Origin of the sequence: Nostoc sp. NOS(2021), assembly GCF_017115025.1 — a bacterium.
Lineage (GTDB): Bacteria > Cyanobacteriota > Cyanobacteriia > Cyanobacteriales > Nostocaceae > Nostoc.
On the sequence record NZ_JABXKM010000306.1, the window covers coordinates 1 to 21,714 of the forward strand.

Consider the following 21,714-nt stretch of genomic DNA (forward strand, 5'->3'; position numbering starts at 1 on the left):
GGTGCGGTTGTGGAACCACCAAGGTCAGACCTTAGCTGAACCATTGCGTGGTCATAAGGGTTGGGTCTATTCTGTCGCCATCAGCGCCGATGGGCAGACGATTGTCAGTGGTGGTACTGACGGCACGGTGCGGTTGTGGAACCACCAAGGTCAGACCTTAGCTGAACCATTGCGTGGTCATGAGGGTTGGGTCTATTCTGTCGTCATCAGCGCCGATAGGCAGACGATTGTCAGTGGCGGTAGTGATGGCACGGTGCGGTTGTGGAACCACCAAGGTCTTGCCTTAGCTGAACCATTGCGTGGTCATAAGGGTGATGTCTATTCTGTCGCCATCAGCGCCGATGGGCAGACCATTGTCAGTGGTGGTACTGACGGCACGGTGCGGTTGTGGAACCTCCAAGGTCAGACCTTAGCTGAACCATTGCGTGGTCATGAGGGTTATGTCTATTCTGTCGCCATCAGCGCCGATGGGCAGACGATTGTCAGTGGCGGTACTGACGGCACGGTGCGGTTGTGGAACCTCCAAGGTCAGACCTTAACTGAACCATTGCGTGGTCATGAGGGTTGGGTCTATTCTGTGGCCTTTGCTGGGCAACGCGATGCGAACAGCGCCGATGGGCAGACGATTGTCAGTGGCGGTGATGACGGTACGGTACGGTTGTGGAACCTCCAAGGTCAGACCTTAGCTGAACCATTGCGTGGTCATGAGGGTTATGTCTATTCTGTCGCCATCAGCGCCGATGGGCAGACGATTGTTAGTGGCGGTGAAGACGGCACAGTGCGGTTGTGGCGCGGTGACTGGCGTGCATGGTTGCAAGTCTGTTGTGACAGGTTACGTTACCATCCCATCTTCACCAATCCGCAAACTGAGGAAGCAAAAGCCGCCTGCGAAGTCTGCCGTAAATATGTTTGGAGTAAAATACGCGGGTAAGGAAGGGCACCAATGAACAGGGAGAAAAATTACTAGGGGGTAAACACATCCAAGGAAAGTTGATGAGTAAGGTGGTGAACTTACTCTTCCACAAATTGTGTAAAATAATTCCCGGAAACTGATGCTAAAACCCTTCATTTATATGAAGGGTTTTGAAATCTCCCACAGTTTCAATTACCCTGAAGAAACACTTTATAAATCTTATTAATGACTGTAACTACACAGCAGTTTGCAACCCAAGACGCCTTTGAAAAATTCTTTTGGAATTGGCAGGGCTACAAAATTCAGTATACTGTCATGGGTACAGGATGCCCTCTGGTACTGGTTCACGGCTTTGGTGCTTCCATTGGACACTGGCGCAAAAATATCCCAGTTTTAGCTAATGCTGGCTACCAGGTATTTGCTATAGACCTTTTAGGTTTTGGTGGTTCTGATAAAGCGCCCATTGATTACAGTGTGGAAGTTTGGGTGGAACTGCTGAAAGATTTCTGCACAGCACATATACACCAACCTGCTGTATTTATTGGCAACTCCATCGGCGCACTTTTGAGCTTAATAGTACTGGTAGAACATCCAGAAATTGCTGCTGGTGGTATTTTAATTAACTCTGCGGGTGGGTTGAGTCATCGTCCCCACGAATTGAACCCACCGCTACGGATTGTGATGGCAGCTTTTAACCGGTTTGTGCGATCGCCAATTACAGGTAAATTTGTCTATAACCGCATCCGCCAAAAAGCCCAAATTCGCCGTACCCTCTACCAAGTTTACCGCGATCGCCAAGCCGTCACCGATGAATTAGTCGATTTACTTTATACTCCCTCTTGCGACCCAGGAGCGCAACAAGTTTTCGCCTCCATTCTCACAGCACCTCCTGGCCCAAGTCCAGAGGAACTATTGCCTAAAGTAGAACGTCCTTTATTAGTGATTTGGGGTGCTGACGATCCTTGGACACCAATTACCGGGGCAAAGATTTACGAAGAGGCGCGTGAGAATGGCAAAGAAATCAAAATTGTTCCCATTCCCAATGCCGGTCATTGTCCCCACGATGAAGTTCCAGATGTTGTCAATGCCCAGATTGTCGATTGGCTAGCGCAACATCAAGAGTGCTAAGTCAGAAGTGAGGAGTCAGGAGTTAGAAGTTAGAAGTGAAGAGTTATTATAGCAATCCTGAATCATTCGTAAGAAACAAGATCCCCGACAACTTTTATGAAGTTGGGGATCTGCGGCTTGCAATTCTTACAAATCAAATAGGATTGATATAGAAGTTTTACTCGTAACTGATAACTACCTCATAACTCATAAGTTGTTCCACATTCAACTTGCATAATTAGGGCGCTCATGTTGCCTACCCCACAAGAGTTATGTTTAATTCGGTTATGCAAATTAGATGTTTTTCAGCTTAACTCCTAACTCACAACTGGTAAACGCAAAGACTAAGGCAATTTGCCATTAAAAACACTTGCTTGTGACATTAAACCTATTGCGAAAATACTTTAACCGCCAGAAACTCAAGTCTCTGGCTAATAGTAAAAGTCCGTTTAAACGGACTAAAACTACTGTCATTAGTCCGTTTAAACCACCTTGAGCTATTAGCCCGAAAATTTATTTTCGGGCGGGTGTTCGACTTTTGCAAAAGGTCTATTGAGCAAAGTGTCCGTCACCAAGAATAACTTTGTGCCTATGCACCTCGGTGCGTACAAGGTAAAAATGCGGCTAACAATCTGGGTGAGTCACTCTTATTTTTTTATTGCACTTTGAAAAAATCAAACTCATTTGGTGAATGTAATGGAGCTTGATGTGCGTAATGGACATAAAAGGGTAATTCCCTTAAGTCACCATCCAGATTTTTCCGAACAAGGCTATCAAGTCATTAACGAACTAGGACGCAACCGAGAAGGAGGACGCATTACTTACTTAGCTAATGTCCTCAACTCTAATCAACAGGTGGTGATTAAAGAGTTTTGTTTTGCTCGTGCAGGTGCTGATTTGTCGGGTGTGAAAGCCTATGAGCGCGAAATTGAAATCTTGCAAAAACTGAATCATTCCCGCATCCCTCGCTATGTAGATTCCTTTGAAATACCAGGGGTTTTTTATATGGTACAGGAATATAAGAATGCCCCATCCTTGGGTATAAGATGCAGCTTTCATCCTGAAGAAATTAAACAAATTACTCTGTCAATCTTAGAAATTTTAGTTTACCTGCAAGAGCAAATTCCCTCAATTATTCATCGGGATATTAAGCCAGAAAATATTTTGGTTGATGAAGAACTAAATGCTTATCTGGTTGATTTTGGTTTGGCTAGGATACAGGGTGCAAAAATAGCTTTTAGCAGCTTTGTAGCCGGAACCCCAGGTTTTATGCCACCAGAGGAACAGTTTGGTCATTCCCTGACTGAGGCATCAGATTTATATAGTTTAGGAGCAACATTGATTTGCTTACTTACTAATACCCGTTCTGTTGAGATTGGGAAATTAATTGATGATAACTATCGCTTTAATTTCCAGAAATTAGTTCCTTACATCAGTCCGCGTTTTCGGTCGTGGTTGATGAAAATGGTGGAACGCAATCGGAAACGTCGCTATGCGAATGCGGCTGTTGCTTTAAAAGCACTTCAGCCAATTCAGGTTGTTGGTACTGCCACCGGGATAGATACTTTAGTCAGTACAATCAAACTTAGAAAACGAGCTACTGTGCTGGGACTAGCCACTGTTGTTACACTGGTTGCTGTGGGGGCAACTTTGATGAGTTGTCAGCCTGGTGGTGCAGTCAGGCAATTGCTGGAAGCTAGAGAATGCCAAGGCTTTGACTTAAGCTCAAGTTGCCGAGAAAATACTGGACATTAAGATTAATTAGGTCGCATCCAACTCTTAACTCCTAACTTTAGTATGCCAGAACAACAGCAGTGGACTATAGCAGCAAGCGAACAACCCCCGGAGTGGTTCATCCAAGCGGTGAAACAGCATACACCCGCATCCAGTGGAATATATGCAGCGCAATTGTTGTGGCAACGGGGAATTAAAGATGATCAACAATTAACAGCTTTTATCAACCATAAAGCTTATCAACCAGCAAGTCCCTTTGAGTTTGGGCAAGAAATGCACCTAGCGATCGCACGGTTGCAACAAGCATATAACGCCAGAGAAAAAATTGCCATCTGGGGAGACTTTGATGCTGATGGCATTACCGCCACATCTGTACTTTGGGATGGATTGGGGCAGTTTGTCAAACAAAATACTCAGTTAATTTACTACATTCCTAATCGCCTCAAAGAATCCCACGGACTTAATAACCAAGGGATTGATAACTTAGCAAAACAAGGTTGTAAATTAATCGTTACTTGCGATACAGGTAGTACAAACATTGAGGAAATTATCTATGCTAAACAGCTAGGCATAGATGTAATAGTTACAGACCATCACACCTTACCCGCCGAACGCCCACCTGTCGCAGCGATTATCAATCCCCGCTATTTGCCAAGGGAACATCAGCTGTTTCATCTTTCTGGGGTGGCGGTAGCTTATAAGTTAGTGGAAGCACTATATCAAACTCTGCCTAATGTGGCAAAATATCCATTAGAGGATTTATTAGATTTAGTAGCAGTAGGATTAATTGCCGACTTGGTGCAGTTAAGTGGAGATTGTCGCTATTTGGCACAGATGGGAATTCAACGACTGCAAGCAGATTTTCAACAGCCAGCAGCAGCGCGGCGGCGTCCGGGGGTGGGGCGATTATTAGAATTGTGCCAGAAAAATGGCGATCGCCCCACAGATATTTCCTTTGGTTTGGGGCCAAGAATTAACGCTGTCAGCCGCATCCAAGGTAATGCCAGTTTTTGCGTTGAATTATTAACTAGTCGGGATGCCAAACGTTGTAACGAACTAGCCGAAGTTACAGAACTCGCAAATACCCGCCGCAAATCTTTACAAAAAGATGTGCAAGCGCAAGTAGCACAAAAACTTACTCAATTAGACTTATCAACCACCAGCGTCATAGTCTTAGAAGATGCCCAATGGCCTGCGGGTGTATTGGGCTTAGTCGCCGGACAGATAGCACAAGAAACAGGTCGCCCGACTATTTTGTTGAGTACGGAAGTAGCAGGGGAAGCAGGGGAAGCAGGGGGAGAAATTACTCCTTTATCTTCTAATTCAGAACTCAGAACTCAGCACTTAGAACTCGCATTAGCTCGTGGTTCTGCTCGTTCGGTGAATTCTGTCGATTTATACCAACTGGTGAAAGACCAAGCACATTTGTTACATCGTTTTGGGGGACATCCCTTTGCAGCCGGTTTGAGTTTGTTGGTGGAGAACATTCCTTTATTTACAGCCGCGATTAATCAGCAGTTGCGGCAATCTTTAGGTAGTACAACCCTAACGCCAACCGTGCAAACAGACTTGACACTAACAGTAGCAGACTTGGGGAAAGAGTTATTTTTAGAACTGAAACTGCTAGAACCTTGTGGAATGGGTAATCCTGTTCCGAAATTGCTAATTCAAAACTGCTGGTTTGAAAATTCTTGGCATCGCAATCAGCAGGATTGGCAAGGGAAAAAGGTACAGTACATTAAAACCGAGTTTGACATTCGGGATGATTCCAGCAGAAGTGTTTTTCCTGGTATATGGTGGGGACACTACAAAGATGAATTGCCTGTAGGAAGGTGTGATTGCATAGCAGAACTAGATTACAACACCTTTAAAAAACGTTATGAAATCAGATTAATTGCCGTGCGTCCTAGTGTTAACTCAACACTCAACACTCGGAACTCCCCACTCATCTTAGACTTACGGAATCAGGAACACTCAGCACTTAGCACTCAGCACGGGCTAAACCCTAGCTATCCGCTAACAGCACTGATTATTGAAGATTGTCCCGCAAATTGGGATGATTTACGCGCGTGGTTGCGGCGATGTCTAACGATAAGCCGCTCTACGTCTGGGCTTGACAATCAGCAACAACTAGCGATCGCTTGGTCTAAACCTAACCCCCAACCACCCAATCAAATTTGGCTGACTCTTGTCGGAATTGCCAAATATCTTAGTCGCACAAATCAACTAGTTACCCGCGTCCAACTTTTAGAGAAAATTGGCATCAGCGACCAAACCTTACTTGTAGGACTCAAAGCTTTAAAATATTTAGGGTTCACAGTCAAACGACAAGACCGTTATTTGCAAATCACCTGGCATCCAAGCGATAGCGCCGAAAACTCTGCCGATGCAGCAGTTGCACGATTTTTAGCTGCTGTCCGAGAAGAACAATTTCAGCGACAGTATTTTGCACAAGTGCCTTTATCTACTATTGTGGCGATCGCCAGCTACGACAATTAAGTAGGTCGGCGTAAATAATTAAAGGTTTGTAGTGAGGGCTGAAGCCCTGATTACAAGTCGGTGCGATCGCCGCGACCTTTCAAATACAGGACTTACGCAAACAATAGCCGAAAAGAATGATTTTCTTCTTAGGAGCAATTCATGAATTGCCCCTACAGCGTCTAGTTTTGCGTAATATCATGTCCGCTTAATTACTTATTAAACCCGAAGAACCCCAAAGAGCCAAAGCTACGCTTCGTCTCCCCTAAGAGCTTGCGGGGAGGGGATTAAGGTGAGCCAGCCACTCTTGTTGCATCTGGCGTGTGGGGTGCAATGACTGTGGGAATCATAACTAATTATGCGGACATGATATATAGCAATACGGTTCAGTTAAGGTTAAAACTCTTTGTCAAACTCAATTTTTTTAACGTAGACGCGAAGCGGCTTCCCGCAGGGTACCGCAGAGGCGCAGAGGAAACAGAGAGAAGAAAAAAATGCTTAACCCAAGCGTATTGTGATGTATAGGACTCCGATTTGATTTTTGAAAAAAACTCAGTATATCTTTCAGGACTTACGCAAACAATAGCCGAAAAGAGTGATTTTCTTCTTAGGGGCAATTCATGAATTGCTCCTACAACGTGTGGTTTTGCGTAAGTCCTATCTTTATTCCTTCTTCCCTGTTCCCCGTTCCCTTACTCTACGAGTGATTCAGGAATCAAATCGGATTGCTATAAGTCCTAAAATATTAAAGTAAAGCCTGTATTCATTACTGAATCAGGCAATTGAAATTTTTTATTAAATTTGCACGCAAAACTTCAGTTTAATTACTGAATAGCGAATCCTTCCGGTCTGATCGCATCTTCCAAATCAACGCCCATCAGGTTAGCCCCCTGGATGTTTGCATTTGTGAGATTTGTCTTTTCCAAGTCCGCGCCCTGTAGGTTAGCCGTTTGCAGGTTTGCTCCCATAAAGTTGGCTTTCTCTAGGTCTGCATCAAATAGGTTTGCTCCCAAAAGGTTTGCTCCCAAAAGGTTTACCTTGCCTAAATCTGCTCCTTGAAAGTTAGCCCTTTGTAAATTTGTTTGCTGTAAGTTAGCCCTTTCTAAGTCTGCATCTTGTAAGTTAGCACCCTCCAAGTTTGCCGCTTGCAGGTTTGCGTCCTTGAGCATTGCTCCAGTTAGGTTACAGCCGACACATTCATTGGTTTGTAGTAAATGTCTCACGTTTTCTGCTACAGACACTATTGGGGATACAACCGGAGATATTACTGGTGCTGCTAAAGACTCCATTGGTGATGTATCTGGAGATATTTCTGGAGCTAGTTCAGATTCTGTAGGTATGTCTGTAGGTATGGATGGTGTTAGTGTTTGAGCTCTAACGCTGGGTTGGTCAAGCAGAGAAAATCCTGCTACAAGTACCAGAAATACTGCTGTGACGATCCACTGAGTTAATTTTTTAGAATTTGATTGATTCATTAGTTCCTTCCTATGATGATTCGTAGTAGTGGGCTTGCTTTTATAGGAGCCATCAATAATCTGCTTTGTTCTCACTTTAGATAAATTGATTGATAAGAGCAAATATTATTTTGATTCAAATTGATAAATTCAAGTGATTAAAAAATCTTTTTGGATAGCACCCATCAAAAATTTTGAGTTTTCAGAGCAATGAGATAATACCTAATACTGAGCTATTGTTTGAGAAGCTTCTGTGCGTAGTTTACCGCCGTAGGCATCGCTGTTATTGAAGAGATGCTAAGTAGTTTTCTATCGGTAAATTTTGGGATATTCTTGACGGCTAGCGTTCAACATCGGTTAATATGACTAATTGCGCTCTGGCTTCAGTTTGAAAATTTACAGTAATATTTGATATTTAACGTGTAATTATGCTAACCAGTGTTGACCGTTTATTATTTGTCCGGCGAGTCCCGATTTTTAAGGAATTGCGGGATGATTTTATTGTGCGGCTCACTTCAGTAATGAACGAATTGTCATTTCCAGCTAATTACACCATATTTCGACAAGGAGAAGAAGGGCGATCGCTCTATATTGTCGTGTCAGGTCGAGTTAAAGTTCACATTGGGAATAAACAACTTGCAGAGGTGGAACAGGGAAAATACTTTGGTGAGATGGCAGTATTTGATACTCAACCTCGTTCCGCCACCGCAACAACTTTGGAACCTTGTGAATTTTTAGAACTGACGCAAGAGCAACTGTATGATGCGATCGAAGAAACTCCCGAAATTGCCGTCAACATCATTCGTGAACTCTCTCGTTTGATTCGTGGGCTGAATGAAAACATTAATTAATGTGGCAGCCTCACAGAGTCATTAATTAATGGTCGTTCGATTGTTTATAAAACTGTGATTGACGATATTTTTAAAAGGGAAATTAATAGATGAGTATTCCCGATTTTTCTCACTTATTTTTAACAGAACAAATAGTATCAACTCAAGGTTTAAATCAAAGATATTTGACACATCATCAAGCAGGTGAATTAGTTTTAATTTCCGGTAAATTATTGGCTTGCGATCCATTAACACTTTGGAATCCAGAAGCATTTACAGGAAGTTTTTTACCAGGTCGTTACCCAGTTATTTTAAGCGTCGCTCATATTCACAACAAGAATGGTAGAAATGATAAAAGGGTTGCTTATGCAATGCTTCAACTGAGTGAAGAACCTGCTGTGAGATGGGAGATAGCAGCTATCTCAAGTCAAAACTTAAATTCTTTAGAAGAAGCGCAAATATTTGGCTACGGTGTTGACTCTGGAACTGGTTGCTTTATGGATGCTAGTGTTGCTGAAATTATTGATGAACTAGAAGAAAATTGGAACACTCAGTTGCTTAAAGAACTACGAAAAAATTATAGCCCTACGTGGGACTGGGCTAATCTATCTGTAGGTGAATTAAATCAAGCAAATGTAATTGCTTTTTCATCTGGCTGGGGTGATGGCGTTTATGCTACTTACTTTGGATACAATGCCAGTCACAAAATCGTGAACGTTATAACTGATTTTGAAGTAGTCTAAGAGGATGTTTGAAAAGTCTAATTTATTACTAGCCCAGGAGAAAAGGAAATCGCGGCTACACAGACAAAACCCACACTTCGACCCTTCGACAAAGCTCAGGGCAACGCAAGCTCAGTGACCGCCTCCGTGGGTTTGAAACCGTTGATTTTTCATGCTTTCCACAGAGGTGGACTTTGCTTGTGTAGTAGCGAATTCTATTTGCCCAATACTTTTCAAACAACCTCTAAAATAAATTTTTATTTTAGTTAAGCTTGAGAGTTAATATAATTTAAAATCCAGACATTGTTGGAGAAACTGCTGGGGAATCTCTACACTTTCTCCCCAATGCAGATGCACATAAGAAGCATGAACATTTGCAGGTAAACCCCATCCCTCGCATCCCATATTTTCGTCACAATCGTAGCGAGAAGTTTCAAATAGGGGCTGAGTGGGAGTTAAGGTTAAATGGGAACGATGAAACTCATGTCCATAAACTGTTATACCTGCCTTAACTAACAGATTATCTTGCAAAGCTACTGCACGACGATACCCCAAAGTTAAACGCCCACCCATCACAGCAGATGTTGGTAGAACTCCCGCCATCGACCAAGATTTACCCTCAAAATCGATAATTTGCTCACATAAATACATCAATCCGCCGCATTCGGCAATTGTAGGCATTCCTTTAAGTATTGCTGTTTTCACTGCATCACGAACGCTGGTATTTTCTGCTAGTTGCTGGGCAAAAACTTCCGGGAAACCACCGCCAAAATACATTCCCTGCACATCTTTTGGTATACCAGCATCTTCTAAAGGACTCCAGAAAACCAGTTCTGCGCCAAGCTGTTGCAGCAAATCGAGATTATCTTGGTAGTAAAAATTAAAAGCGCGATCGCGGGCTACTGCAATCCTGACTGGGGATGAGGGATGAGGGGAATGAGGGGGATGAGGGAGAGGTTCGGATTTTAATAAAGGTAATAAGCGTTGCCAATCGAAGCAAGTATCACCTAAATCGGCGAGGCGATCAATTAAAGCATTGAGTTCGGGAAGTTCTGCTGTGGGTACTAAACCCAAATGGCGATCGGGAATTGTGATGTTATCTTGACGACGCAGCACGCCGAGAATAGGTAATTGTAAGGGTTCTAGGGAATCTTTGAGCAGAGAGAGATGGCGATCGCTCCCGACGCGATTTAATATTACCCCAGCTATTTTAATTCGGGAATCAAAAGACTGGTAGCCGTGAGCGATCGCAGCGACAGAACCAGATAAACGACTGCAATCAATCACCAACACCACAGGTAAATTTAAAAGCCGCGCGATGTGTGCCGTACTCGCAAAGTCTGTCGGGCATTGGGCATTGGGCATTGGGCATTGGGCATTGGTTATTAATTCTTCTTCCCCCACTCCCCACTCCCTACTCCCCTTCACTCCATCAAATAACCCCATTACCCCTTCCACTAGAGCATATTCACTCAGTTGGCTATGACGGGCAAAACATTGCTGGACGTAGGCTTCGGAAGTCAATACTGGGTCTAAATTGCGACAAGCACGACCAGTTACGTGTTGATGAAACATCGGATCAATGTAGTCTGGGCCTACCTTGAAAGATTGCACCAGGCGATCGCGACGGCGTAAAGATGCTAAAAGGGTGAGCGTAACTGTTGTCTTACCCACTCCACTACGTTCCCCGGCAATGACTAAAGTCATAAATGAAACAAACGGATAATTGACTATTGCCTGTGCGTCTATCGTCGCTTTTTGCAAAAGCAAAACCAACTAACTCCAACTTATACCAATTAGAAAGAAGAAAACCAGCCAATTAGGGGAGTTAGGCTGAAAAAGTCTGTCTAATAATATAGTTAGAGATTAGCCGAGCTCGGATAGCAATAAGCCACTACAAGAGGAACGTTTTATGATCGTTGTGCATCATCTTAACAACTCGCGATCGCAGCGTGTGCTGTGGCTGCTTGAGGAATTAGGTATCGAATACGAAATCAAATTCTATGAACGCGATGCAAAGACGATGCTGGCACCGGAGTCGCTGCGCCAAGTCCATCCGCTCGGCAAGTCACCAGTGATCACAGATGCAGACCTCACGGTTGCTGAGTCGGGCGCCATCATCGAATACCTAGTTGCTCGCTACGGTAATGGTCGGCTAGTCCCGGCATCCGGTACGCCGGAGCATCTGCGCTATACGTATTGGCTGCATTACGCCGAAGGCTCTGCAATGCTACCCTTGGTGATGCGGACGGTCTTGAATAATTTCGGGGCAGGGGACAGCAGCGTTGTTAGCGGATTCGTCGCGCCCCAGATCAAACTTCACTTTGACTACATAGAAGGCGAACTCCGTAAAAGTACGTGGTTTGCGGGCGAGGAATTTACCGCCGCCGATATCCAAATGAGCTTTCCCCTCGAAGTAGTCGCCACGCTCAGAGAACAGGTCGAGAACCGGCCAAAGCTCAAAGAATTTGTCGAGCGCATTCATGCGCGACCTCCTTACAAACGGGCGCTTGAGCGTGGAGGCACATACAACGTATCCTTTGAATAATTTGGGGAAGGAAAATAGAAAAACCCTCCAGATTTTTGGAATATCCAAAAATCTGAAGAGCTTCTGTTTGATTTTCGCAATTTTGGTAACTTTTATTCTTTCCAGGCGAAGCTAACTATTTGTTTCCAATTTGAAAATATTCGCTGTAATTCCCAGGCTTTCTTCAAAAAGTGACTCGCGGCCCCAACGTTGCACCTGCTGACTCAGCAATGCTTCCGCCTTTTGTTCCGAAAGTGAAGTCACTTGTTGAAACAAACCGTCAGATTGGGCACCACCGTGGGTTTCCATCCGCATACAGCCACCAGTTTCCGAGCAGATTACTGTACCACAGTCTGCCTGCGGATTGGTCGAACTGAGGCGCAAGGCAATCAAGTCGCCGACAATCTCACCCACATCAGCAAGAGGAACACCCGCTAATTCGGCTTCTACTTGCCGTTGATCTTGGGCAATAAAGCGAATGCGAGTGATGTCGTAATCTCCGGTTTCCTTTTGATAGGAAACTGGCTGCCATTCTAGACGACTTGCCAGCCAACCCAAAAATAGCAAAGCTTGGGCGGGGTTGCCTTTTTCGTAATCAATAGTTACTCGATCAACTTCCCTAAGCGCCGCGCGACGGTGGGGTGAGTCGTAGGCTTCAGCTGTCAACTCTTGCCATGATGCAAGGCGACGCCAGTTCAAGTCAGCTAGGGGAACACCACTTTCTACCAACTCTTGTAGGCGGAGTAAATCACTTTCTGGCTCGTTAAAGCGGCAAGAATCCACAATAACATTATTGCAGACTGCTGCCAGCCGCTTGAATAGACTGTTGTTTGGGTCTGGTGTTGCTTTCCACCAGACAAACTTTGGTAAGCCACCAATTAACAATGCTGGAATCATGCCCCCTATGCGTTCCAAGGCAGTAGCAGTTCCACTGAGAGTTATATACTCGCAACAGATTAGTGTGCTTGACGATTGCTTTTGGATGGGGCAATAGGCAGAAACTTGAGCCTTGACCCCTTCATCTTCGCCAGCAATGGGAAATAGCGCAATAATGCGGCAGGGGTTGCGGAGGGCGATTTCATCGGCAATTCTGGGGCTTGGGGCATTTAAGCTGGGAATACTACCAGAACCATTATCCCCCGTAGCCCCGTTTCCTTGACGTTTGGCAAATTCTTCTCTCAAGACAGCCAGGGTTTGAGGTGTTGCTACTCCAGTATCTGGCAGTGCATATTTTCTCTGCACTTGCCGCAGCGCAGCTTCCATCTGAGGCCCTAAAATTCCGTCAAGCGGGCCGTTGTAAAATCCCAAAGTAGCTAAAAGATACTGGGTTTCTTCCGGTTCGTAAACCACTAAGGTAAATGTAGTAGCCCGAGTAGCAGCAGGAAGCCCACCGTTATCGCCATTAATGCCGTAGCTTTGCCAAATTTGACTCAGTTCCGCATCTAATTCGTTCAGCGAAATATCTTTTGGTGCCTGAAGTGAAAAAATTGTAGAAGCTTGGGGAGCCATAAGGAATTTTGGATTTTGGATTTTGGATTTTGTCATTCGTCATTTGTCATTTGTCATTTGTCATTTGTTTTTACTAGTGACTAATGACTAATGACTAATGACTAATATTTAGAGTCTGCGCCAGCGCCGGCCATCCTGGTTAATTAAGAATTCTGCTTCTGCTGGTTCCCAGGTACCGGCTTCATACTGGGGAATAGTATTTGCGTCGGCGGGTGCATCCCAAACGGAAAGGGCTGGATTTACTACCTGCCAGGCTGCTTCTACTTCGTCCGCCCGTGTGAACAATGTTTGATCACCCATCATACAATCAAGGAATAGGCGATCGTAGGCATCGGATGTTGCTTGGATGCCAAATGAACCATAACTAAAGTCCATGTCAACGGAACGGGTGCGGAATTCTGCCCCCGGCATTTTGACATCAAAACGCAGGGAAATACCTTCATTCGGCTGAATCCGCATCGCCAAAATATTGGCGTTTACCTGTTGGGCGGCAGATTGGAACATCCGAGACGGAACTTCGCGGAAGTGAATCGAAATCTCACTGACTTTTTTCGGCATCCGCTTCCCGGTACGCAAGTAGAAAGGAACACCTTTCCAGCGCCAGTTGTCTACCAAAAACTTCATCGCTACATAGGTGGGTGTGGTGGAGTTGGGATCAACGCCTGGTTCTGTCCGATACCCTGGCACTGCTTCACCCTTCATCCAGCCAGCACTGTACTGACCGCGTACTGCTGACCGCGACAGATTGTGAACATCAGCTAAACGGGTAGCTTTGAGTGCCTTCACTTTTTCGGTGCGGATGCTGTCGGCATCCATTGCGTTGGGTGCTTCCATCGCCGTTAAGCAGTAAAGTTGCATGAGGTGATTTTGCAACATATCCCGCAGTGCGCCGGCACTTTCATAGTAACCAGCCCGGTCTTCCACTCCCACGGTTTCTGCCACGGTAATTTGTACGTGGTCAACAAATTGACGATTCCACAACGGCTCAAAAATCGCATTCGCAAAGCGAAATACCAGCAAATTCTGGACTGTTTCTTTACCCAAGTAGTGGTCAATACGATATACTTGGTTTTCTTTGCAAAATTTCTGTACCACTTGGTTAAGACTCTGGGCAGAAGCCAAGTCTCGGCCAAAGGGTTTTTCAATTACTAGACGATGTTTGTAGGGATCTTCTAGCATCCCGAGGCTTCCTAGCTGCTTAATCGCTTCGGGAAAGAATGAGGGGGCAACTGAGAGGTAAAACATCCGATTCCCTCGCGTGCCCCGTTTTTCGTCTAATTCAGTCAATAAGGTTTTCAGTTTCTGGTAGCCTTCGGGGTTATCTATATCCCCAGGACTATAGAAGAGTCCTTGAGAGAAGTCTTGCCAGAGTTCCCCTAAATCGACATCGGGATGCGCCTCTTCCATGCCTTTTTGCATCTGTTCACGGAAGTAATCATGGCTCCACTCTCGACGTGCCACACCGACAATGGTAGTTTCTGGTGGAATACGCCGTTCTCGCCGCAATTTGTAAAGTGCTGGTACTAGTTTGCGCCAGGTGAGATCACCAGAAGCGCCAAAAATGACTATAATCTGGGGTTCGGGCATCCCTTGTTGTTGCAGACCAACGCGCAAGGGATTTTCTAGCAGACTAACCATAGGAATTTGGGATTTTGGATTTGGGATTTTAGATTGGGTATTAGGGACTGGGAAATGATTTTAGATTTTAGATTTGGGATTTTAGATTGAAGTCCAATCCAAAATCCCAAATCCAAAATCCCAAATTCCCAATCCCTAGCCCCTACACTGGCGACAATACCTTGATCTTTTCTTCTAAAGAGTTCATCAAGGACTGGAAGGGCTGGATAAACTTGTCAATAGCTTCGACTAACAGTTCATCCATTACGGCATCGAGATCGATGTTGATGTCGGGATCTTTGAGGTTTTCGATCAGCGTGTAAGCTTTTTCTACATCCGTTTCTAAGCGATCGCTTACGTTACAATGATCGGCACAAGCTTTAATCGTCGCTGGCGGTACGGTGTTGACGGTATCTTGTCCAATCAACTCTTCGACATACATCACGTCTCTGTAGTTGGGGTCTTTGGTGCTGGTGCTAGCCCAAAGTAGCCGTTGTACTTTGCCTCCTTTGGCTGCCAAGGCTTGCCAACGATCGCTTTTAATGATTTTCTTGTATTCTTGGTACGCAATCTTCGCGTTAGCGATCGCCACTTTCCCTTTAACAGCTCTGAGCCTTGCTTCCACGGCAATATCATCAACGCCTTTTTTCAACTTAGCATCAATTTTGCCGTCAATGTTGCTATCAATCCGGCTGAGGAAGAAACTAGCAACTGAAGCAATTCTACTGATGTCTTTACCATCAGCCACCCGTTTTTCTAAGCCCCGAATATAAGCCCAAGCCGTGTTGATGTAGCTTTCTACAGAAAACAGTAGCGTAATATTGACATTAATACCATCAGCGATCACCTGTTCCACTGCTGGCAAGCCAGGTTCTGTACCGGGGATTTTAATCATCAAATTTTCCCGACCAATTTCTTGGAAATAGCGTCGGGCTTCGGCGATTGTTGCTTCAGTATCTTGGGCGATGGTTGGTGGTACTTCCATACTCACATAACCATCTAGTCTATTCGAGGCTTCATAAACTGGGCGTAAAATATCACAGGCATTACGGATATCTGCAAAAACTAGGGATTCGTAAATTTTCTGTATCGGTAAGCCAGCCCGAACTCCGGCTTCGATATCGGCATCATAAATGACATTACCAGCGATCGCTTTTTCAAAGATAGCTGGGTTAGAGGTAATCCCAGAGATCCCTTGATTTTCAACCAGGTCTTTGAGTTCGCCTGATTGAATAATGTCACGGGTCAAATTATCGATCCAGATACTTTGACCGTATTGCTTAATTTCTAGTAGATGATTGGTAGCCATAGCTCTAATTTGTTTCACTCCTGTATAGTGATGTTTCCAAGTGAAGTCAGCAAAACCCATCAAATTTTGATGGTGACTTTTGAATTGTGGCGTTGCCAATCACTTATCGCATCGGCCAGCTGAGATAATCTTTAATACATCTTTAAGAAGTGCTATTCTCCATTTCCAATCCTAAATCACCATGATTAACTTTTAATTAATGCCAGAGGCTAGACGCATCCTTGATGCTTTTGTCACCGTCTTCTAATGCAGTATGGCAAAAATAACTATCCAGTTGAAAAAGCTTGTAAATAAAGCTTTATTTTCTTTTGTCTTCTACCTTGGGATACTAATGTCCGTTTTGAGTAAAAGACTCCACTTTTGCGACATCCTCTTTGCTACCAATAATTAAAGGCGTGCGCTGATGCAGTTTTTTCGGCACTACATCCAAAATATCCATCAGTCCTGTGGTAGCACGACCGCCTGCTTGTTCAATTAAAAAGGCCAGAGGAGCGGTTTCATAAAGCAAGCGCAATTTCCCATCTGGGTTTTGAATTGTACCTGGGTAGAGAAACACGCCGCCTTGAACCAAAATTCTATGGATGTCGCTCACCATTGCGCCGCTATAACGAGCGCTGTAGCCTTCTGTGCGATGAACGTAGCGGATATATTCTCGAATTGATTCCTCCCACTGCCAGAAGTTACCTTCGTTGACGCTGTAAACAGACCCGTGGGTAGGAATGCGGATATTTTCTTCTGTGAGAATAAACTCTCCTAAGCTGGGATCAAGGACAAAGGAATGAACCCCCTTACCTATAGTATAAACCAGCATCGTGCAAGGCCCATACAGAATGTATCCGGCAGCGAGTTGCTTACGACCGTTGGTGAGGAGGTCAGTTGCCTTACCATCGCTATCAGTTCCTTCTTGTTGGCGAATGGCGAAAATGGAACCTAAGCTGAGATTGTTATCAGTGTTGGATGAGCCATCAATTGGATCGTACAGCAGGGTATAACGTCCAATGGGGCAATTTTCGGGGATGTAATAGGGATTTTCCATTTCCTCAGAAGCGAGGCGACAGACTAAGCCGCTTTGCTTAAACACTGAGATAAATACATCATTGGCATAAACATCCATCTTTTTGACGGATTCGCCTTGGACATTAACTTCCCCAGTAAATCCGAGAACGCCTTCCATTAAACCGGCGCGACTCATGCGACGAGCAACCAGTTTGCCGGCTAGGGCGATACGATTCATCAGCGCACTTAAATCCTGTGCATCTGGCGAAAAACTCTGAAGTTGCTGTAAAACGTGACGGGATAAGGTTGTACAATCACGATCTAGGGATTTGTCTGTAGCGTCGTAGGTAGATAAGTCTAAAGATTCTGGCGCTTTAGCCATTTTTATGTTCTCCGCAGCCACTAGCTGTTAGTTGGGTTTTAGTCGTGTATAGCAACTTATAGTAGTTGCTGCCTCTATCTTAGAAAGGTAATTTGAGAACTTAGATGCGACTTTAGATAAACTAAAGAAATGAATTTTTAGTGACCCTTGCGCCCAGAGCCTAAATACGTAGTTGCTTGCCGTAGATATTGCCAATATTGAGTCAATGATTTACCTAAATCAAGTGACTACAAAAAGTAATAAAGGCAAGGAAGCCACTAAGTATTATGTGCAGCCTGAGCTACCCTGAAGTTATGGGAAAACAGGTTTAGATTTATCATTTGGGATTGAGAACTGCTTACTGCTTATGTTCAATTACAATCCATTAGAGTGCCTACCTTCATCAGCAGAATTGCCCGATTCTGATGATACTCCTGTGGATAACGAACTGCAAATATTAATTCCCAACTTATTGTTAGCGATATTAGCTGCTATTTGGCAAGCCCGTGATGATTGGTTTTTTGGGATCAATATGGGTATTTATTATACAGTCAATAAACCTGCCATTGTCCCCGATGGGTTTCTCAGTTTGGGTGTAGAACGTTTTGTTGGAGAAAATGGGCGTTCTAGTTATGTATTTTGGGAAGAAGATGGCATTTCCCCAATCTTATCGTTAGAAATTGTTTGCCAAACTTACAATTTTGAATACGAACAAAAAAAATTAGATTATGCCCAATTAGGCATTTTATATTACGTAATTTATGCACCAACCCGCTTACGTCGTAAGCGTCAGCGTTTAGAAGTTTATCGGTTAGTTAATGGTGAATATATTTTACAACCAGGCGATAAAATCTGGATGCCGGAAATTGGTTTAGGTATTGGACGTGAACGGGGAACCTACCAAAGAATCACGCGAGAATGGTTGTATTGGTATGACGAAAATGGTAATAGATACTCAACACCAGAAGAAACAACAATTGAGCAACAGCAACAACTAGAGCAAGCTCAACAACAGCTTCAGGAACTTTTAGCGAGATTACAACACAAGGGAATCAACCCGAATAATCTCTAAATAAACCATATTTATTTTGAGAACCATAGTTTTAAAAGTAGTGGGAGCATCGCATCTTGCTCCCTGCGGGTAGTAGCGGATAAGATGCCCACACTACTCCCAATACGGTTCGGTTAAGCCCAAAAAATAAAAATGTGTAGGTTGGGTTGAGGAACGAAACCCAACATATTGCAGAGTTTGTTGGGTTTCACTTCGTTCAACCCAACCTACAAATATTCTTAACGGAACCCTATTGGCACTACTCCAAGTTTTAAAATAGACGAGGTTTATTTTATGGCAAAGAGAAATAAGCTGATTGTCCTTTTGAAGTATTATTTTTGCTTCGCACATTCGGGACAGGTAGTGAGTGTTGTAAAGGTACTGTAGTAATGCAAATATGCAAACCTAGATTCTGCTTTTGGTGGAAACCATTTACTCACTGATATTAATAAATTAGCAAAATTACGCTATTGTACGGTTGCTGTGTAAGATTTAAGTTACGTAAGGTTGAATTTCAAATCAAATAAATCTAATACAAAATATATGCCAGTAGAACAAGACATTCTAATACGGTTAAAAAAAGTAAGAGTTGTTAAAAATACAATAACTCGCACAGTCAGAGATTTAATAAACGACTGTGATAATAAGAAAATCGGAATACCAACTTACCAGCGAACTTTTGTATGGGATAGCGCAAAGCAGTACCGATTTATCGAATCTATTTTTATGGATATTCCAATTCCACCTTTATTCTTACTAGAAAAATTCAGTAATGAGACAGGCGAAAAAATCTTTGAAATAATTGACGGAGTTCAAAGAATCACTACTCTTGAGAACTTTCTGAAGGGAACTCTCAAACTCGCAGGTCTTGAAAATTTACCAGAATTAAACCAATACACTTTTTTAACACTTCCACCCAGTATAAGTAGTCTGTTTTGGGAACGCCAAATCAATATCATTATCATTGAAAGTGATACCCACCCAGAAATACAATTTGAAGTATTTGGAAGACTCAATAACGGATCAGTTTCTCTTAATGCTCAAGAATTAAGAAACTGTATGTTTCATGGGAATTTTAATGATTTTTTGCTCAAGTGCAGGCATATTCCCATCTATAGAGAAATATTAGAGCCTTTCTCAAAATTTAACAACGTAAAAGAGGGAAAGCCAGACAAAAACAGAATGCTTGATGTTGAGTTAATTTTGCGATTCTTTAGTTTATATGAATCATAGTTCTTATGATCGCAATTTTATAGATGCTGTTTCACGCTCAACAAGCTCTAAACTGAATGTACGTCTAGGAATTTGGAAAAATAAACTTAATCTAATTATAGAGAATCCACAGCCATACTTGGAAAAGCTAGAACAGAAGCAGCAACACTTCAATTCCAAGCCATTATGTAATTCTTCAGGTCAAACAATTGAGACAATTGATGAGGCTGATTTTGTGGATCATAAGCTCTACCATAGATTTTATACCCCATCAAGCGAAATATCCCCTAGACCCAGCCATAATACAGATGATGTTAAATTTTTTCTAGATGGTTCAGAATATCACTCAGATAATGAAAATGAGACAATCCGCATGGTCCTTAATTTTTTAACCAAGAGAATTAAGGACGATGAGGATTCCGCAATTACCCGTCTAGCTGGCTTAAAATTTATCGGAACACTTGATCAACTGAGTTCTAGAGTAACAGGAAAAATTAAAAAGTTTAAACGACTGGATCTTAATAACAGCGATTTAGAAGATTTATATATTGATACCAGTGGCTCTAAAATTGAAAATTTGGAAAACTTGAAAGAGATGGCATCACTTTTTAGCTTTATGAGCGACTTTAGATTCATATCTACCTAAAACCAAGATGCGTCAGTCTCGTTTTACGGCACTTGCTCCCACTGCTGGGAGCAAAACACAGAGTTGACGATCGCCTTTAGATGAAAGTGTAACCTCAGTGACAGATAATCACCAGACTGGTAACACCCCCTGTTACTTCGCCAACAACATGATCAATTTAGGGGGTAATATATATCCTTAGAACTTGGATTAAGATAAGGACGCTGCAAGTCAATTGTATGCCGCGTAAAGTGTTGGTCAATAACCCTCATGCGTTCCTCCATTGCATTCTTACCTTTTTGCCAAGCTTCTAATAAAGCATTAGCGACAATTTGGCAACGGTTCATCCCAAAACTTTCTTGTGCTGCAAATTTTTGGGTTGGTTCTTCGGCTAAACCTAACCCTGGCGCTAAAAATTTTGTAAACAAGGGAATTTCGGGCTGGAAATGGGATTGATTTTCTGGATAAATAGCCTGAAGGATTGTGCGGATTGCTGGATAGTCGGGGAGTTCAAAGTAGAGTAGCCCCGAATCATAGCGTCCGTATGCACAGGGATTGTGGAGAACCTGAAAGCTAAAGGGAATCGAGGCTGCATTCAATCGCAGTGTCAGGCTTTCCATGAGAGCGATCGCACCAGATGCCGTAAAGTTAAAGTAAATTCGCCCTGCTCCCAAATCAGCATCGGGGTTGCTCTGGTGTTCCTGTCCGACGTTACTAACTGCCAAGTAACAACCATTTTGCAGTCGATTTTTGGGCATCCAGATTGCTACCATGTCACCCACTTTGGTAGATTTCTTACTGGATTCTAGATGGCAGTCTGGCTCAACATAAAGTGTTAAACCGCCTTTAGTCACCGCCATAGTACCATCAGGTTCTTTCCGCAACACCTGCCATCGAGGGTCAAAGTAACCTATGCTGTGATTACTGGCGTGCAATTGCTCGTAAAAGTTCCAATCAATCTCCAAAATGGAATTATCTGCTAAATTATGCTTTGGCGGGCGATTACTACTATCACTATTGACTGCCAAAGTACTTTGCAGGGAGCCATTGTAATAGATTCCATACAGAAAGTTTCGCAGCAGTAGAGTGAGATACTTCTGTTGTAAATCTACAGAATTGTGCTGAAATCTGTCGGCTATTTTAGTCGGCAGAGCAAAGGGTTGATAATTAGGATGGGAAATACAAAAATTTGACTCAATCTGGATATTCTTAGCAATGTCAAATAGAGAAGTTAGGGGTTGATTGATACAGTAATTTAGCATTAATCCA

The 21,714-nt window shown here is 43.4% G+C and carries 17 protein-coding genes; 10 read left to right on the top strand and 7 right to left on the bottom strand.

The window, feature by feature from the left end; all coding sequences use genetic code 11:
- The 4 genes from HWQ41_RS29650 to HWQ41_RS29665 form a co-directional block, all read left to right on the top strand.
- On the top strand, window positions 1-931 hold a 931-nt coding region (locus HWQ41_RS29650; protein ID WP_292770982.1), incomplete at its 5' end, for a WD40 repeat domain-containing protein.
- Between the two features lie 207 nt (window positions 932-1,138).
- On the top strand, window positions 1,139-2,041 hold the full coding sequence (locus tag HWQ41_RS29655; protein ID WP_292770984.1) for an alpha/beta fold hydrolase: 903 nt from the start codon (window positions 1,139-1,141) through the stop codon (window positions 2,039-2,041).
- A gap of 675 nt (window positions 2,042-2,716) precedes the next feature.
- Window positions 2,717-3,775, top strand: coding sequence for a serine/threonine-protein kinase (locus tag HWQ41_RS29660; protein ID WP_292770986.1), 1,059 nt, complete (start codon window positions 2,717-2,719; stop codon window positions 3,773-3,775).
- A 42-nt stretch (window positions 3,776-3,817) separates the two neighbouring features.
- Window positions 3,818-6,253 (top strand): DHH family phosphoesterase, encoded by a 2,436-nt coding sequence (locus HWQ41_RS29665; protein WP_292770987.1) that lies wholly within the window; start codon window positions 3,818-3,820, stop codon window positions 6,251-6,253.
- A gap of 803 nt (window positions 6,254-7,056) precedes the next feature.
- On the opposite strand, the gene HWQ41_RS29670 is transcribed toward HWQ41_RS29665, so the two are convergent.
- Window positions 7,057-7,707: a pentapeptide repeat-containing protein gene (locus HWQ41_RS29670; RefSeq protein ID WP_292770989.1), complete on the bottom strand. Its 651-nt coding sequence runs from the start codon at window positions 7,705-7,707 to the stop codon at window positions 7,057-7,059.
- Between the two features lie 407 nt (window positions 7,708-8,114).
- Between HWQ41_RS29670 and HWQ41_RS29675 the strand changes: the two genes are divergently transcribed.
- Both HWQ41_RS29675 and HWQ41_RS29680 read left to right on the top strand, forming a co-directional pair.
- Window positions 8,115-8,537 carry a cyclic nucleotide-binding domain-containing protein gene (locus HWQ41_RS29675; protein WP_292770991.1) on the top strand — a complete coding sequence of 141 codons (423 nt, stop codon included), beginning with the start codon at window positions 8,115-8,117 and terminating at the stop codon, window positions 8,535-8,537.
- Window positions 8,538-8,626: 89 nt separating this feature from the next.
- Window positions 8,627-9,259: a DUF4241 domain-containing protein gene (locus HWQ41_RS29680; RefSeq protein WP_292770993.1), complete on the top strand. Its 633-nt coding sequence runs from the start codon at window positions 8,627-8,629 to the stop codon at window positions 9,257-9,259.
- A gap of 258 nt (window positions 9,260-9,517) precedes the next feature.
- On the opposite strand, the gene HWQ41_RS29685 is transcribed toward HWQ41_RS29680, so the two are convergent.
- A complete protein-coding gene (locus HWQ41_RS29685; protein ID WP_292770995.1) occupies window positions 9,518-10,945 on the bottom strand; it encodes a cobyrinate a,c-diamide synthase in 1,428 nt (475 codons plus the stop codon).
- A 205-nt stretch (window positions 10,946-11,150) separates the two neighbouring features.
- On the opposite strand from HWQ41_RS29685, the gene HWQ41_RS29690 reads away from it, so the two are divergent.
- A complete protein-coding gene (locus HWQ41_RS29690) occupies window positions 11,151-11,786 on the top strand; it encodes a glutathione S-transferase (RefSeq protein WP_292770997.1) in 636 nt (211 codons plus the stop codon).
- A gap of 111 nt (window positions 11,787-11,897) precedes the next feature.
- Here the strand turns inward: HWQ41_RS29690 and opcA are convergent, their stop codons facing one another.
- The 4 genes from opcA to fbp form a co-directional block, all read right to left on the bottom strand.
- Window positions 11,898-13,274 carry a glucose-6-phosphate dehydrogenase assembly protein OpcA gene (gene opcA, locus HWQ41_RS29695; protein ID WP_292771094.1) on the bottom strand — a complete coding sequence of 459 codons (1,377 nt, stop codon included), beginning with the start codon at window positions 13,272-13,274 and terminating at the stop codon, window positions 11,898-11,900.
- A 108-nt stretch (window positions 13,275-13,382) separates the two neighbouring features.
- A complete protein-coding gene (zwf, locus tag HWQ41_RS29700; protein ID WP_292770999.1) occupies window positions 13,383-14,912 on the bottom strand; it encodes a glucose-6-phosphate dehydrogenase in 1,530 nt (509 codons plus the stop codon).
- Window positions 14,913-15,054: 142 nt separating this feature from the next.
- Window positions 15,055-16,200, bottom strand: coding sequence for a transaldolase (gene tal, locus HWQ41_RS29705; protein WP_292771001.1), 1,146 nt, complete (start codon window positions 16,198-16,200; stop codon window positions 15,055-15,057).
- Window positions 16,201-16,528: 328 nt separating this feature from the next.
- Window positions 16,529-17,578 carry a class 1 fructose-bisphosphatase gene (gene fbp, locus HWQ41_RS29710; RefSeq protein WP_292771003.1) on the bottom strand — a complete coding sequence of 350 codons (1,050 nt, stop codon included), beginning with the start codon at window positions 17,576-17,578 and terminating at the stop codon, window positions 16,529-16,531.
- A gap of 346 nt (window positions 17,579-17,924) precedes the next feature.
- On the opposite strand from fbp, the gene HWQ41_RS29715 reads away from it, so the two are divergent.
- The 3 genes from HWQ41_RS29715 to HWQ41_RS29725 all read left to right on the top strand — a co-directional run bounded on the left by HWQ41_RS29715 (window position 17,925) and on the right by HWQ41_RS29725 (window position 20,466).
- Window positions 17,925-18,629, top strand: coding sequence for a Uma2 family endonuclease (locus tag HWQ41_RS29715; protein ID WP_292771005.1), 705 nt, complete (start codon window positions 17,925-17,927; stop codon window positions 18,627-18,629).
- Between the two features lie 522 nt (window positions 18,630-19,151).
- Window positions 19,152-19,841 (top strand): DUF262 domain-containing protein, encoded by a 690-nt coding sequence (locus tag HWQ41_RS29720; RefSeq protein ID WP_292771007.1) that lies wholly within the window; start codon window positions 19,152-19,154, stop codon window positions 19,839-19,841.
- Window positions 19,831-20,466 carry a hypothetical protein gene (locus HWQ41_RS29725; protein ID WP_292771009.1) on the top strand — a complete coding sequence of 212 codons (636 nt, stop codon included), beginning with the start codon at window positions 19,831-19,833 and terminating at the stop codon, window positions 20,464-20,466. Before HWQ41_RS29720 ends, HWQ41_RS29725 begins: the two co-directional genes overlap by 11 nt.
- Before the next feature lie 152 nt (window positions 20,467-20,618).
- On the opposite strand, the gene HWQ41_RS29730 is transcribed toward HWQ41_RS29725, so the two are convergent.
- A complete protein-coding gene (locus tag HWQ41_RS29730; RefSeq protein ID WP_292771011.1) occupies window positions 20,619-21,707 on the bottom strand; it encodes a T3SS effector HopA1 family protein in 1,089 nt (362 codons plus the stop codon).
- Window positions 21,708-21,714 lie beyond the last annotated feature (7 nt).

Bases quoted from the DNA above. Each gene is read 5' to 3' on its own strand.
- HWQ41_RS29655 (WP_292770984.1), top strand. From the start codon at position 1,139: ATGACTGTAACTACACAGCAGTTTGCAACCCAAGACGCCTTTGAAAAA.
- HWQ41_RS29660 (WP_292770986.1), top strand. From the start codon at position 2,717: ATGGAGCTTGATGTGCGTAATGGACATAAAAGGGTAATTCCCTTAAGT.
- HWQ41_RS29665 (WP_292770987.1), top strand. From the start codon at position 3,818: ATGCCAGAACAACAGCAGTGGACTATAGCAGCAAGCGAACAACCCCCG.
- HWQ41_RS29670 (WP_292770989.1), bottom strand. From the start codon at position 7,707: ATGAATCAATCAAATTCTAAAAAATTAACTCAGTGGATCGTCACAGCA.
- HWQ41_RS29675 (WP_292770991.1), top strand. From the start codon at position 8,115: ATGCTAACCAGTGTTGACCGTTTATTATTTGTCCGGCGAGTCCCGATT.
- HWQ41_RS29680 (WP_292770993.1), top strand. From the start codon at position 8,627: ATGAGTATTCCCGATTTTTCTCACTTATTTTTAACAGAACAAATAGTA.
- HWQ41_RS29685 (WP_292770995.1), bottom strand. From the start codon at position 10,945: ATGACTTTAGTCATTGCCGGGGAACGTAGTGGAGTGGGTAAGACAACA.
- HWQ41_RS29690 (WP_292770997.1), top strand. From the start codon at position 11,151: ATGATCGTTGTGCATCATCTTAACAACTCGCGATCGCAGCGTGTGCTG.
- opcA (WP_292771094.1), bottom strand. From the start codon at position 13,274: ATGGCTCCCCAAGCTTCTACAATTTTTTCACTTCAGGCACCAAAAGAT.
- zwf (WP_292770999.1), bottom strand. From the start codon at position 14,912: ATGGTTAGTCTGCTAGAAAATCCCTTGCGCGTTGGTCTGCAACAACAA.
- tal (WP_292771001.1), bottom strand. From the start codon at position 16,200: ATGGCTACCAATCATCTACTAGAAATTAAGCAATACGGTCAAAGTATC.
- fbp (WP_292771003.1), bottom strand. From the start codon at position 17,578: ATGGCTAAAGCGCCAGAATCTTTAGACTTATCTACCTACGACGCTACA.
- HWQ41_RS29715 (WP_292771005.1), top strand. From the start codon at position 17,925: ATGTTCAATTACAATCCATTAGAGTGCCTACCTTCATCAGCAGAATTG.
- HWQ41_RS29720 (WP_292771007.1), top strand. From the start codon at position 19,152: ATGCCAGTAGAACAAGACATTCTAATACGGTTAAAAAAAGTAAGAGTT.
- HWQ41_RS29725 (WP_292771009.1), top strand. From the start codon at position 19,831: ATGAATCATAGTTCTTATGATCGCAATTTTATAGATGCTGTTTCACGC.
- HWQ41_RS29730 (WP_292771011.1), bottom strand. From the start codon at position 21,707: ATGCTAAATTACTGTATCAATCAACCCCTAACTTCTCTATTTGACATT.